Source organism: Cognatundibacterium rivi (assembly GCF_018139565.1).
Taxonomy (GTDB): Bacteria; Pseudomonadota; Gammaproteobacteria; order Burkholderiales; family Burkholderiaceae_D; genus Undibacterium; species Undibacterium rivi.
Genome location: NZ_JAGSPK010000002.1, coordinates 713,574 through 726,463, shown reverse-complemented (window position 1 = coordinate 726,463; position 12,890 = coordinate 713,574). Strand labels below are relative to the sequence as shown.

Here is a 12,890-nt window from a genome sequence, read left to right as displayed (position 1 = left end):
GTGAAAAAAAACAGTGATTTTAAGCAATCAGAGTGTAATTTCACGGGATTGTCATTTACTGCGGAATATCGCTATTTTTTGATGTTAAAAAAGCTAATTGAGGCGAGTTTTTCTGATTAAAAACGCTTCATAAAAAGAAAAAAAGTGAGTACCGCTGCCGATACTCACTTTCGCGGTCAGTATGCGTACAACTCAGAAGCGATAACTTGCCGCAGAGAAGACGGTGACCGGTGTTTTGTCAAAGACGAACGGGCTTTTCGCCGCATCACCAGACAAGCGGCTGATGGAGGCGCCGGTCGTCAGCGACCAGTTGGTATCGATGGTCCAGTGCCAGCTGGCGCCAACACGGATATCGGTGATGCCAGCGGAAGGCGTGAATGGTGCATAACCACTGGCAGCCGACTGACGTGCATTTACGCCGAAATAAGATTGTGCATAATGACTATTCGCCCAGTTCGCACCGATGCTGGCTGAGATACGGTGATCTTTGTTGAGCGCCGTTGTCGCGCGCGCACCGAGACTGACTTGCAAGCCATTATGATCGACGCCGGAACCATAGCGTAACGACGACATCAGAGAATAATTCGGATTGAACGAGTAATTCAGGAATGCGCCAGGCTCCAGCGCAGTGCTGACATCGCCGAGTCCACGCAATTTGCCGGAACGGGATTCGTCGCGCGCAGCTTCCAGCGACATGCGCAGGCCGTATTGTAAGCTGGCGTTTTTCGAGAAGTTATAGCCCAGGCCGTTGAAAGCGCTGAAAAACGCACCATTTTTCCATTGCGCGTCGAACAGGGGATAAGCGGCAACGCGGTGTTCATCGGAACCTTTGTATTTAGGGATGAACAGTACTGCGCCACCAAGCGAGAAGTTAACGTCTTTAGGTAAATACGCTTCCGGCACCAGATTGACGAATTCTGCTGTCTGCGCCTGCGCTGAACAGGCACTGACCAGTAAAATTAGGCTAATAAGTTTTTTCATTCTGATCTCTCAATATTAAATATGAAACCAGGCGAGCCCGGCAAGCGCTACACCAATCCCGGCCACACCATAAGATGCATATTGCAACCATTTCTTTTTAGTCAGTAATGTGATGGCGGCCAGCGAAATTGCAATCTGCACTGCCGTCATTGCCTGCGCCCAGCGATGGTGCTGATGCAAGGCATTTTCTGATTTTTCTTCCCACTCTTTCGATTCTGCTTCGAGTTTTTCAGCGTCTTTCTTGATCGCTTCTTTCTCGCTTTCGTAACGGGCTACTTTTGCTTTGTATTTTTCTGCATCGGCACCGGGTAATACCATGGCAAGTTCAGCCAGATTTTGCTTACTCGATTTTGACTGATAAAAATTCCATTGGTTCGCTGCTTCGGTTTTTTTGATCGCTGCTTCGTTTTTAAACATGGCTGCGTCATTCTGTGTCGCGCCACCTTCGTAGCCAAACAAGGCGCCGACGGTCGCCATAATCGCGGTCATGACCGCGATACGGCTGGCAAAATCATCATTGCCATGCGCCGCATGCTCTAATTCATGGTCATGTGGGCCGTGTACGTGAAAGCCGTGTCCTGACATCGTGTTTCCCTTTAAATTTTTTCGTATGTAACGAATGCGTAATGTAATTGTTTTTGTTCTGAAAAATGCTCTTCGCGTTGCGTTTCTCTCCATGCCTCTGGCGCTATCGCCGGAAAGAAGGCGTCGCACGCAAATGCCTGGGCGATTTCTGTGACGATTAATTTATCGGCGAGCGGCAATGCCTGCTGATAAATTTGCGCACCACCGATGATGAAGGCGTCTTGTCCATCCAATGCGGCTTGCGCTGCCGTTATTGACGGATACGTTTCCACACCTTCATGCTGCCAAGCCAAATTGCGGCTGATGACGATATTACGCCGGTTCGGCAGTGGTCGCCCGATGGACTCAAAAGTCTTGCGTCCCATAATAATCGGATGACCGCTGGTTGTCCGTTTGAAATGCGCCAGATCTTCCGGCAAATGCCAGGGCAGGGTGTTGTTGATGCCTATGCCTGATTGGCTATCCGTGGCAACGATAATGGTCATGGATGACATGCTGATGACTCTCTGTTCTTTTTCTTTACACCGCGACCGGAGCTTTAATATGTGGATGAAATTCGTAGTTGCGGAATTCGAAATCCTCAAATTTGTATTCGAAAATCGATGCGGGCTGGCGCTGAATTACCAGCTGCGGCAACGGTAACGGCGCACGCGACAGTTGCAAATCAACCTGTTCCATGTGATTCGAATACAAGTGGCAATCGCCGCCGGTCCAGATAAAGTCGCCAACACCAAGCCCCGTTTGCTGTGCAATCATGTGCGTCAGCAGGGCATACGAGGCGATATTAAACGGCACCCCGAGGAAAATATCGGCGCTGCGCTGATACAACTGGCAAGACAGTTTGCCGTCGGCCACATAAAACTGAAACAGCGCATGGCAGGGCGGCAGTTTCATCTGCGGAATATCGGCGACATTCCATGCTGAAACGATTAAACGACGTGAGTCAGGATTGTTTTTAATCTGTTCAATTAACTGTTGAATCTGATCGATATGCTGACCATCCGGCGTTGGCCAGTTGCGCCATTGTGAACCATAGACCGGCCCGAGATCACCATTCTCATCGGCCCAGTCGTCCCAGATGGAGACGCCATTATCCTTGAGATACTTGATATTGGTGGATCCGGCCAGGAACCAGATCAGCTCATGCACGATGGATTTCAGATGCAGTTTTTTGGTCGTGACCAGCGGAAAACCCTCATTCAGGTCAAAACGCATCTGATAGCCGAAAACGGACACCGTGCCGGTGCCGGTACGGTCAGTTTTTTTTGTTCCGTGATCGCGCACGTGACGCATGAATTCCAGATATTGACGCATAAAGATGAGGTGAAAGCGGAATGAAATGAGGCAGCAGTATACATCAGCCAGACACTTGCCTGCGCGTATCTGTTCTATGAACAACGCTATTTGTTGCGCCGCACACAATCAAGCGTCTGTTGTACTACGGGAAATGCTGGTATTTCAGATACTCCCCCGGTAAATCGCTAAAAACTACTGAATGTCGGTGTCAACATTGGGGCTTTTTATATACTGGGGGGAGTATATTTAGGGCGGATTAATGCTCTGTCAGCAATGGATCATTCGAATCGGGGTCGCCTGGTGCGACAAGTGGCAATCTGATTTCGAAGCGGGAACCCTGATCTGGTTTGCTGGTGACATGGATCGTGCCGCCAAGCACATTGGTAATAATGTTAAATGTGATACTCAGACCGAGACCACTGCCGCCCTGACCAAACTTGGTGGTGAAAAATGGTTCAAAAATACGGTTGATGATTTCTGGCGGTATCCCTTTGCCGTCATCGGTAAAGATGATGAGGACGAATTCCCCTTGTTTTACCGCGGTGCAGTGCATAACGCCGTGGTTGCGACCTTCCAGCCCGTGAATCACAGAGTTGTTAACGAGATTGGTGAACACTTGTCCCAGCAGGCCGGGATAGCTGTTGAGCTGAATGTCGTCGGGAATATCGAGTTCCAGCGTGAATGGTGTCTTGCGCAGACTGGAATGCAGCAGTGCTGATAATTCCTGCAGCGTGACCTTCAGGCCAAACGTGCGCCGTTGCGCACTCGACTGATCGACCGCCACTTGTTTGAAATCACCAACCAGATGTGCCGATTGCTGCAAGCCGCGTAATAACAGTTTGGACGAGTCCAGCGCGGTGGTCGCATAACGGGTCAGATCAGAACGTCTGATCTGGTTGTCTTCCACCATTTTCAACAGCTGGCGGGTTTCTTCTTCAAGTGTGCTGGCGACGAGCAAACAGTTGCCCAGCGGTGTATTCAGTTCATGCGCAACCCCGGCGACCATAGATCCCAGTGCCGCCATGCGTTCTACCCGCGCCAGCTCGGATTGCGCCGTGTTGACATTGTGCAGCGCGGCTTCAAGATTGCGGTTAACCGATTCCAGTTCTTGCGTTCTTTGCCGTACTTTGGATTCCAGCGTGCCAGAGTATTCCAGTAATTGCTGATTTTTTATTTCAAGTTCGCCAAATGAACGTTTGAGTGCCTGACGGGTGACTTCCAGACTGGTGGCGAGGTGACCGAGTTCATCTTCACGATTAAGCGTAATTGGTGCATTCAGTTCACCATTGGCGAGACGATCAGATTCATCCATCAGCAGACGCACCGGCTTCACCAGACGCCATTGCAATACCATCAGAATAAAGACGATTGCCAGAAATAATGAGAGCACAGCGGTGGTCACATAACGGCGGAAGTCGGAACGCAGGCTTTCGCGCAGTAAATCTTCAGCAAGTGTCAGTTTGACTTCGCCGATGACCTGGCCGCCGTGCTTGATTTCACGAACCATGCTGGTGAATGGCCCGACCTGGTTTTGCATGTGCACATCATTTTTAATAAATTCTTTGCGGTCTGGCAGGGTGATGACTTCGATCTTCGCAACGCGCGGATCGGAATAAACAACTTCGCTGGAAATATTGGCGATTTCCGGTGTGATTTGCCATAACGGTTCACTCAGAATCACAGACAAAATATCGACCAGACGATTGTGATCTTCGTTGTTACGAATCCGCGCGGCACTTTCTATTGTGCTCAGATGGTAGGGAACCAGAATGGCGGAAGGAACTGCGACACCGAAAACGACCGCTAAGATAATGGCAAGGCGAAGTGTGATGCGGCTGCGGATGGAAGAAAGAAAGTTTCGAAACCGCATTACTATGTCCTTGAACGTCACAGTTGTGTGGAATGCCGGGGTCAGTTGCACTTGCTGCGAATTGATCCTGAGCACAATGTCAGACGAGTCAACCGGGTGACCGGAGGCACACGATTTTGCATCGGCAAATCGCTAGACAATCAGGAAATATTAAGAGGTTTTTTGTTTTTGAGCAAGACATGCATGTGATTGTTTGGACAATTCACATGCATTGCGTTGTGATAGCAACAAAGAGCTTTTATTTGGCTTCTTCTATCCAGGCAGCCTGGATGGCTTCGAGAACTTTTTCGCCGCCACGGGCGTGGTCATCGTCAAACTCGGCAAGATCGACGATCAGATTGTGCAAATCGGTGAAACGCAAGCTAAGTGGATCAATATCCGGAAATTGATCGTATAAAGCTTCAGCAATACGATGTGTCTCAGACCATTTCATAGCGTTCACCTGATGTTTTTATCTGACGTTTAATGATTTTCGCGAGCGTGATTGATCGTGTATTTCGGAATCTCTATCGTGATGTCCTGTTTGCCCAGTTTGACCTGGCAAGACAGGCGCGAGGTTGCTTCGAGTCCCCAGGCGGCGTCGAGTAAGTCTTCTTCATCGTCAGACGATGCGTTCAGTGACTGGAAGCCTTCACGAATGACGACGTGGCATGTGGTGCAGGCGCATGACATTTCACACGCATGTTCGATTTCAACATCGCTTTCAACTAATGCCTCACACAGTGATTTGCCTTCCGGCGCGTCGATCACGGTGCCTTCCGGGCAAAGTTGAGGGTGGGGCAGAACGATAATTTGTGGCATGTCAGTCTCAGTATTAGTCAGTGTTAGCCTATGGCGATGCGGCGAAAATCAGGCGATCTCGTCAAGTTTTTTTCCAGCCAGCGCTGAACGTACGCTCTGATCCATGCGGCGGGCAGCGAATTCTTCGGTTCCATGTGCCAGAGCAGTAATCGCGTTATGTAAAGCCTGATGATTGTCTTGTTGCGCCAGTTTTTTTACTTGTTGCATCAGTTGCGAGATGGCATCGTATTCTGCGTCTGAAATCAGGTGGCGATCTGCTTCCAACGCGGATTGGGTTGCCAGCAAAATTCTTTCTGCTTCCACTTGTTCTTCGCGCAATGCTCTTTGTTGCATATCCTGATCTGCGGAACTGAACGAATCTTGCAACATGCGTGTGATGTCGTCGTCGGCAAGACCGTACGAAGGCTTGACGGTGATCGTCGCTTCGACGCCGGAGCGTAGTTCACGTGCTGAAACCGACAGCAGCCCATCGGCATCAACCTGATACGTTATCCGGATTCGCGCGGCACCCGCAGCCATTGGTGGAATACCGCGTAATTCGAAACGCGCCAGTGAGCGGCAGTCGCTGACCAGTTCACGTTCGCCTTGTACGATATGAATCGCCATTGCCGTCTGGCCATCTTTGAATGTCGTGAATTCCTGTGCGCGGGCGCAAGGAATGGTGGAGTTGCGCGGAATAACTTTTTCCGCCAGTCCGCCCATGGTTTCCACGCCCAGCGACAGGGGAATCACGTCCAGCAGCAACCAGTCGTCGCCAGCAGCGCGATTACCCGCCAGCAGATTGGCCTGTATGGCCGCGCCGAGAGCGACCACTTTATCCGGATCGATATTGGCCAGCGGCGTTGTATGGAAAAATTCACCGACCGCTTTGCGTACATGTGGCATACGTGTCGCACCACCGACCAGCACGACGCCATCGATGTCGTCTGCCGACAAACCTGCATCGCGCAAGGCTTTGCGGCAAGGTGTGATGGTTTTTAATACCAGATTCTGCGTCATTTCTGCGAATTGCGCGGCGCTGATCTGCAGATGCACACTTTCACCTGAATTCAGTTTGGCATCAATGTAAGTGCTGGTTTTACTGGATAAAATTTCTTTGGCTTCGCGCGCCTTGATCATCAGCGTGCTGGTATCTTCGTCAGATAACGGGGCCAGTTGCGATTCCTGCAAAATCCAGCAAAACAGCCTATGGTCAAAGTCGTCGCCGCCGAGCGCAGAGTCGCCGCCAGTCGATAACACTTCAAATACGCCTTTGCTCATTTTCAGTATCGAAATGTCGAAAGTGCCACCGCCGAGATCATAGACGGCGTAAGTGCCTTCCGACGCATTATCCAGACCGTAAGCAATCGCCGCTGCAGTCGGCTCATTGAGTAGCCGTAATACATTCAGCCCAGCGAGTTTTGCTGCGTCTTTAGTTGCCTGCCTTTGTGCATCATCAAAGTAAGCCGGAACCGTAATCACGGCACCGACCAGATCGTCGCCCAGGGCATCTTCGGCTTGCTGGCGCAACGTTGCGAGTACCTGTGCCGACACTTCGACCGGGCTTTTTATCCCGGCGATCGTGTTGATCTGCACCATGCCTGGAGCATCGTAAAAATCGTAAGGCAGGTTTTCAGCGTGGGCGATATCTTTCAGGCCGCGACCCATAAAACGTTTGACGGAAACGATGGTGTTTTTTGGGTCGTTACTTTGTTCTGCCTGCGCTTTAAAGCCAATGTGCGCATGTCCATTCGGAAGGTAGCGGACGACAGAAGGAAGCAAAGGGCGTCCCTCTTCATCATTTAATACTTCGGGGATACTGTTGCGTACAGTCGCGACCAGAGAGTTAGTCGTACCAAGATCAATTCCGACGGCCAGACGGTGCTGGTGTGGAGCGGTGGACATGCCAGGTTCGGAAATCTGCAATAAAGCCATGGTGTTATATGCGTGGATGGCAAGCCATCAGATGGGCGCAATCAAGCGCGGGTTATTCGGATTTACTCTTCCAGCGCTGCAATGTCGGCGATGAATTTTTCCAGAAACATACAGGTGCGGATATGTAGTGTCGCAGCCTTGTAGTCCTGCGCGTCAAGCGCTGAGCCAACTTGTTGTAATTCTGATTTCAGTGCGTCGTGCAATTCATTTTCGAGTGCAAGCAGAGCGCTGATGTCATTGGCATGCCGCGCGTCTTCGAACGTTTCGCGCCATTCCATTTGCTGCATCAGAAAGGCGGCGGGCATGCTCGTGTTTGATTCCGTCTGTAAATCAACGCCCTGCAACTGACAGAGGTAAGTTGCTCGTTTTAACGGCTTTTTCAGTGTCTGGTAAGCTTCATTGGCATGCGTCGCCCATTGCATTGCAACGCGTTTTTCTGCTTCGCTGGCCTGCACAAATTTGTCCGGATGCACGGTGTTCTGGACTTCGCGATAAGCGCGGTCGAGTTGTGCGCTATCTACGGCGAACTGTTGTGGCAATTGGAACAGCTCAAAATGATTTTGCATGCTGAACCTTAAATCCGGAAGCTTTCACCACAACCGCATTCATCCTTGACATTCGGGTTGTAAAATTTAAAGCCTTCGTTCAGTCCTTCGCGCGCGAAATCGAGTTCAGTGCCGTCTATGTAAGGCAGACTTTTCGGATCGACAAACACCTTGACGCCGTGCGACTCAAACACCTGATCATCACTGCCGACTTCATCAACGTATTCGAGTTTATACGCCATGCCTGAGCAACCAGTCGTGCGTACGCCAAAGCGCAGGCCTATGCCTTTGCCGCGTCGCTCCATATAGCGGGAAACGTGTTTTGCTGCTTTTTCTGTCAGTGTGATTGCCATGGTATTTCCAATCTCTACGGCAGCATCGCTGTCGTATGTATAGTCAAGCCTGATGCTGCCTTGTTGATGCTTCGCTACTGGTTTACTTATTGTGCGCCGTGCTTGTTTTTGTAATCCAGCACTGCTGCTTTGATCGCATCTTCCGCCAGAATTGAGCAGTGGATCTTGACCGGCGGCAAAGCAAGTTCTTCCGCAATCGCGGTATTTTTGATTTCCAGCGCCTGATCCAGCGTTTTGCCTTTCACCCATTCAGTGACGAGAGAAGAAGAAGCAATCGCAGAGCCACAGCCATAGGTTTTGAATTTCGCATCTTCAATCACGCCATTCGCGCCGACTTTAATTTGCAGTTTCATTACGTCGCCGCAGGCAGGTGCGCCTACCATGCCGGTGCCAACCGTTTCGTCGCCTTTTTCAAAAGCGCCGACGTTACGTGGATGTTCGTAATGATCTAAAACTTTATCTGAGTATGCCATGATGATGCTCCTGAATTTTTACTGTTCGTTCTCTCTGGCAAACAATATTGCCAGAATCCAAATGTGTTAATGAACTTGCTGCCTTAGTGTGCTGCCCACTGAATTGTCGAGATATCGATACCTTCTTTATACATATCCCACAGCGGTGATAATTCGCGCAGTTTTTCTACTTTGGTTTTCAGCAGATTGATCGCGAAATCAATGTCTTCTTCCGTAGTGAAGCGACCAATGGTGAAGCGTATCGAGCTGTGCGCAAGTTCATCGCTGCGACCCAGTGCGCGCAAGACATACGATGGCTCCAGGCTGGCGGAAGTACATGCGGAACCGGATGAAACAGCGATGTCTTTGACCGCCATGATCAGGGATTCGCCTTCAACATAATTGAAGCTGACGTTCAGGTTATGCGGAACGCGGTGCGCCATATCGCCATTGACATAAGTTTCTTCAATTTCATTCAAGCCTTTGGCCAGACGGTCGCGCATGGCACGCACATGTGCCAGTTCGCTTTGCATTTCTTCTTTCGCGATACGGAAAGCTTCGCCCATGCCTACGCATTGATGCGGTGCGAGCGTGCCGGAACGGAAGCCGCGTTCATGACCGCCACCATGCATTTGCGCTTCAAGACGCACGCGTGGTTTGCGGCGGATGTACAGCGCGCCTATGCCTTTCGGGCCGTAAGTTTTATGGGCAGAAAAAGAGACCAGATCGACTTTTACTTTTTCCAGATCGATTTCAACTTTGCCGGTTGCCTGGGCTGCATCTGAATGAAAAACGATGCCTTTTTCGCGGCACAGTTCACCAATTTCAGCGATAGGCTGAACCACACCGATTTCATTATTCACCCACATCACCGAGATCAGAATCGTGTCGGGACGGATCGCTGCTTTTAATTGCTCGACTGTGATCAGACCATTGTCCTGCGGTTGCAGATAGGTCGCTTCAAAACCCTGGCGTTCCAGTTCACGCACCGTATCGAGCACGGCTTTGTGCTCGGTTTTCACCGTGATGATGTGCTTGCCTTTGGCTTTATAGAAATGCGCTGCACCTTTTAACGCGAGGTTATTGCTTTCTGTAGCGCCGGACGTCCAGATGATTTCGCGTGGATCAGCATTGACCAGTGCGGCGACATTGCCGCGCGCTTCTTCAACCGCCGCTTCCGCGTCCCAGCCGTACATGTGGCTGCGCGATGCAGGATTGCCATACTGGGCACGCAGAAATGGGATCATTTTGTCGGCAACACGCGGATCAACCGGTGTTGTTGCAGAGTAATCCATGTAAATCGGAAAATGCGGTGTTTTCAGCGTATCGATCAGGCTTTGTTCCAGAGGTGCATTCATTCAAGACTCCAAATATTCAAGTGGCAGTGTGATTGGCATGCGGCTGACGCACGACAACGACCTGGTTTTCCGAGATTTTCTGTTTTTGCTGATTGACCAGATCCTGCAGGGAAACTGAGTCAAGGTAATCGACCATTTTAGCGTTCAGCGTCGCCCATAAATCATGCGTCATACAGTGCAGACCATTTTCATGATCGCTGCCGTGACAACTGCCTTTACCGCCGCATTGCGTGGCATCAAGTGGCTCGTCAACGGCAATGATAATGTCAGCGACCGTAACCTGTTGTGCTTTGCGGGCAAGATTGTAGCCGCCGCCAGGGCCGCGTACCGACTCGACGATTTCATGCCGGCGCAGTTTGCCAAACAGCTGTTCGAGATAGGACAGGGAAATATCCTGACGTTGGCTGATACCGGCGAGCGTGACAGGACCCTTGTCCTGACGCAATGCCAGATCAATCATTGCCGTGACGGCAAAACGTCCTTTAGTAGTGAGGCGCATACGCTAGCTCCTGGTGCCTGAGACAGAAATTCCTGAATGCCCTGAGTTGTTGAGCATTTTGATCAAGTATAGCAAACTTGAGTAATCCTGTCAGGCAAGGGCTTTTTGTGCGATGGCGGGGAAGGTGCGGCGTTTGTCGCTGCTTGGTGCGAATGTCTCCGCAGATCAGGATTGCAGAAACAACTGTTCGACTTTTTCGCGTGCCCACGGCGTTTTGCGTAAAAATTTCAGGCTCGATTTTACACTCGGATCAGAAATGAAGCAGCGCACAGGGATTTTTTGCCCTAATACTTCCCAGCCATACTGGTCGACCAGATGGTGGAGAATTTGCTCTAAGGTAATGCCGTCGAGGCTGCGTTTTTCCATGATATATGCCAATATTTATGCCAATAAGGGGGAGTATGCGTGATTTTATGGCGTATGTCCGCGTAAAGTCTGGGCTTTTAAATATACTCACCCCAGTATGTTTAGCGGACTTGAGTTGCCTGTGACTGCCTGTGACTGCCTGTGACATCATAGCGCTTGTCGTTGAGCGGTGTTACGGTGCCGCCATCTTGTCTGCTGAACTGAATAAAAAAGCCCCGGAAAAATAGCCGGGGCTGAAGGCTGGAGGCAAACCTTGATTCAGATATCGAAGCTGATTCCTTGCGCCAGCGGCAGCGAGTTGCTGTAATTAAAGGTATTGGTGGCGCGGCGCATATAGGCTTTCCATGCATCTGAACCGGATTCGCGACCACCGCCGGTATCTTTTTCGCCGCCAAACGCCCCGCCAATTTCCGCACCGGATGGGCCGATATTCACGTTCGCGATACCACAATCGCTGCCTGTCGCCGAGACGAAGGTTTCGGCTTCGCGCATGTCTGTAGTGAAAATTGCGGAGGATAAGCCTTGCGGAACCGCGTTATTCCACTCGATCGCCTGTGCCAGATCGTGATAGCGGACGACGTACAGAATAGGCGCGAACGTTTCATGATGCATGGAAGTCGTCTGCGTCGGCATTTCAATGATCGCCGGGCGCACGTAATAGCCGGCTTCGCAGCCCGACACAGTAACGCGTTCGCCGCCATACACTTTGCCATGTTCAGACGAGGCAGTTGCCAGCGCAGTTTGCATTGCGTCGAATGCCGCCTGGTCAATCAGCGGGCCGACCAGCGTGCTTTTTTCCAGAGGTGAGCCGACAGGCAGACCGGCATAAATTTTCTGCAGGCGTGGCACCAGTGTGTCATAGATACTGTCATGCACGCATAAGCGGCGCAGGGTGGTGCAGCGTTGCCCGGCTGTGCCGACAGCGGAAAACGTGATCGCACGGACTGCCATTTCCAGATCGGCGCTGGGGGCGACGATCATGGCGTTGTTACCGCCGAGCTCCAGTATGCTGCGCGCAAGTCGCTGTGCGCAAACGGCGGCGACCTGTTTTCCCATGCGCGTGCTGCCTGTAGCGCTGACGAGTTTGATGCGTGGATCGGCAACCATGCTGGCTCCGGCATCGCGACCACCGATAATCAGTTCGGCTAAACCTTCCGGCGCATCGCTGCCGAATCTGGCGACTGCCTTCATGAATAAAGCATGGGTAGCGATGGCGGTCAGCGGTGTTTTTTCTGATGGTTTCCAGATCACGCTGTCGCCGCAAACGAAGGCCAGCGCCGCATTCCAGGCCCAGACGGCGACCGGGAAATTAAATGCAGAGATCACGCCGACCACGCCGAGTGGCAGCCACTGTTCCATCATCCTGTGCCCCGGACGTTCGGAGGCGATGGTCAGACCGTACAACTGGCGCGAAAGCCCGACGGCGAAATCACAGATATCGATCATTTCCTGCACTTCGCCCAGACCTTCCTGCAGAATTTTTCCGGCTTCAAGCGTGACGATTTTGCCGAGCGCTTCTTTATGTGTGCGCAACTCTTCACCAAACAGGCGCACCAGCTCGCCGCGGCGCGGTGCCGGCACTTGTCGCCATTGCTGGAATGCCGCTTGTGCACGGCTGATGCGGACATCGATCTGCGCAGCGGAGTTGGCCGCCAGACTGGCGAGCGGCGTGCCATCGACTGGGGAAATGCTGTGCAGTTCTGTTCCCTGATAGTGGCGGAGATCAACCCCCATGCTGTTGAGTAAGGTGTGAAGTGTCGCGTTATTCATGATCATGATTGCTCATTTGGGTGGAAGCAGGTCTTCTTGTGGATGACCGGCTTCGATTAAAAATAATGACGTCGCAGCAGAGTGTCAGCCTATCTGCTAG

Annotated in this window: 15 protein-coding genes; all 15 read right to left on the bottom strand. The window is 51.4% G+C overall.

The window, feature by feature from the left end; translation table 11 throughout:
• Nucleotides 1-192 precede the first annotated feature (192 nt).
• The gene (locus tag KDM87_RS07715; protein WP_212678511.1) at nt 193-981 is read right to left on the bottom strand and encodes a MipA/OmpV family protein; all 789 of its coding nucleotides are present in this window, start codon (nt 979-981) and stop codon (nt 193-195) included.
• 15 nt (nt 982-996) lie between these two features.
• Nucleotides 997-1,566: a DUF4337 domain-containing protein gene (locus KDM87_RS07710; protein ID WP_186883607.1), complete on the bottom strand. Its 570-nt coding sequence runs from the start codon at nt 1,564-1,566 to the stop codon at nt 997-999.
• An 11-nt stretch (nt 1,567-1,577) separates the two neighbouring features.
• A complete protein-coding gene (locus KDM87_RS07705; RefSeq protein WP_212678510.1) occupies nt 1,578-2,060 on the bottom strand; it encodes a dihydrofolate reductase in 483 nt (160 codons plus the stop codon).
• Between the two features lie 25 nt (nt 2,061-2,085).
• The gene (locus tag KDM87_RS07700; protein WP_212678509.1) at nt 2,086-2,880 is read right to left on the bottom strand and encodes a thymidylate synthase; all 795 of its coding nucleotides are present in this window, start codon (nt 2,878-2,880) and stop codon (nt 2,086-2,088) included.
• 238 nt (nt 2,881-3,118) lie between these two features.
• Nucleotides 3,119-4,732: a sensor histidine kinase gene (locus KDM87_RS07695; protein ID WP_212678508.1), complete on the bottom strand. Its 1,614-nt coding sequence runs from the start codon at nt 4,730-4,732 to the stop codon at nt 3,119-3,121.
• A gap of 238 nt (nt 4,733-4,970) precedes the next feature.
• On the bottom strand, nt 4,971-5,165 hold the full coding sequence (gene iscX, locus KDM87_RS07690; RefSeq protein ID WP_212678507.1) for a Fe-S cluster assembly protein IscX: 195 nt from the start codon (nt 5,163-5,165) through the stop codon (nt 4,971-4,973).
• 29 nt (nt 5,166-5,194) lie between these two features.
• Entirely contained in the window at nt 5,195-5,533 is a 339-nt protein-coding gene (fdx, locus tag KDM87_RS07685; RefSeq protein ID WP_186883602.1) for an ISC system 2Fe-2S type ferredoxin, read from the bottom strand.
• A 48-nt stretch (nt 5,534-5,581) separates the two neighbouring features.
• Entirely contained in the window at nt 5,582-7,447 is a 1,866-nt protein-coding gene (gene hscA / locus KDM87_RS07680; RefSeq protein ID WP_212678506.1) for a Fe-S protein assembly chaperone HscA, read from the bottom strand.
• 62 nt (nt 7,448-7,509) lie between these two features.
• A complete protein-coding gene (gene hscB / locus KDM87_RS07675; protein WP_212678505.1) occupies nt 7,510-8,013 on the bottom strand; it encodes a Fe-S protein assembly co-chaperone HscB in 504 nt (167 codons plus the stop codon).
• An 8-nt stretch (nt 8,014-8,021) separates the two neighbouring features.
• Nucleotides 8,022-8,345 carry an iron-sulfur cluster assembly protein IscA gene (gene iscA / locus KDM87_RS07670; RefSeq protein ID WP_186883599.1) on the bottom strand — a complete coding sequence of 108 codons (324 nt, stop codon included), beginning with the start codon at nt 8,343-8,345 and terminating at the stop codon, nt 8,022-8,024.
• Between the two features lie 86 nt (nt 8,346-8,431).
• Nucleotides 8,432-8,818: a Fe-S cluster assembly scaffold IscU gene (gene iscU, locus KDM87_RS07665; protein WP_186883598.1), complete on the bottom strand. Its 387-nt coding sequence runs from the start codon at nt 8,816-8,818 to the stop codon at nt 8,432-8,434.
• An 83-nt stretch (nt 8,819-8,901) separates the two neighbouring features.
• Nucleotides 8,902-10,155: an IscS subfamily cysteine desulfurase gene (locus KDM87_RS07660; RefSeq protein WP_212678504.1), complete on the bottom strand. Its 1,254-nt coding sequence runs from the start codon at nt 10,153-10,155 to the stop codon at nt 8,902-8,904.
• A 16-nt stretch (nt 10,156-10,171) separates the two neighbouring features.
• Complete coding sequence (gene iscR, locus KDM87_RS07655; protein WP_186883596.1) at nt 10,172-10,654, bottom strand: Fe-S cluster assembly transcriptional regulator IscR; 483 nt, start codon at nt 10,652-10,654, stop codon at nt 10,172-10,174.
• A gap of 165 nt (nt 10,655-10,819) precedes the next feature.
• Complete coding sequence (locus KDM87_RS07650; RefSeq protein ID WP_186883595.1) at nt 10,820-11,020, bottom strand: VF530 family protein; 201 nt, start codon at nt 11,018-11,020, stop codon at nt 10,820-10,822.
• 258 nt (nt 11,021-11,278) lie between these two features.
• Nucleotides 11,279-12,790, bottom strand: a complete 1,512-nt coding sequence (gene amaB, locus KDM87_RS07645) for an L-piperidine-6-carboxylate dehydrogenase (protein ID WP_212678705.1) — start codon at nt 12,788-12,790, stop codon at nt 11,279-11,281.
• Nucleotides 12,791-12,890: the final 100 nt, after the last annotated feature.

Coding starts and splice junctions, on each gene's coding strand:
- KDM87_RS07700 (WP_212678509.1), bottom strand. CDS start 2,880: ATGCGTCAATATCTGGAATTCATGCGTCACGTGCGCGATCACGGAACA.
- iscU (WP_186883598.1), bottom strand. CDS start 8,818: ATGGCATACTCAGATAAAGTTTTAGATCATTACGAACATCCACGTAAC.
- iscR (WP_186883596.1), bottom strand. CDS start 10,654: ATGCGCCTCACTACTAAAGGACGTTTTGCCGTCACGGCAATGATTGAT.
- fdx (WP_186883602.1), bottom strand. CDS start 5,533: ATGCCACAAATTATCGTTCTGCCCCACCCTCAACTTTGCCCGGAAGGC.
- KDM87_RS07650 (WP_186883595.1), bottom strand. CDS start 11,020: ATGGAAAAACGCAGCCTCGACGGCATTACCTTAGAGCAAATTCTCCAC.
- iscA (WP_186883599.1), bottom strand. CDS start 8,345: ATGGCAATCACACTGACAGAAAAAGCAGCAAAACACGTTTCCCGCTAT.
- hscB (WP_212678505.1), bottom strand. CDS start 8,013: ATGCAAAATCATTTTGAGCTGTTCCAATTGCCACAACAGTTCGCCGTA.
- KDM87_RS07705 (WP_212678510.1), bottom strand. CDS start 2,060: ATGTCATCCATGACCATTATCGTTGCCACGGATAGCCAATCAGGCATA.
- KDM87_RS07660 (WP_212678504.1), bottom strand. CDS start 10,155: ATGAATGCACCTCTGGAACAAAGCCTGATCGATACGCTGAAAACACCG.
- KDM87_RS07710 (WP_186883607.1), bottom strand. CDS start 1,566: ATGTCAGGACACGGCTTTCACGTACACGGCCCACATGACCATGAATTA.
- hscA (WP_212678506.1), bottom strand. CDS start 7,447: ATGGCTTTATTGCAGATTTCCGAACCTGGCATGTCCACCGCTCCACAC.
- iscX (WP_212678507.1), bottom strand. CDS start 5,165: ATGAAATGGTCTGAGACACATCGTATTGCTGAAGCTTTATACGATCAA.
- KDM87_RS07695 (WP_212678508.1), bottom strand. CDS start 4,732: ATGCGGTTTCGAAACTTTCTTTCTTCCATCCGCAGCCGCATCACACTT.
- KDM87_RS07715 (WP_212678511.1), bottom strand. CDS start 981: ATGAAAAAACTTATTAGCCTAATTTTACTGGTCAGTGCCTGTTCAGCG.
- amaB (WP_212678705.1), bottom strand. CDS start 12,790: ATGAATAACGCGACACTTCACACCTTACTCAACAGCATGGGGGTTGAT.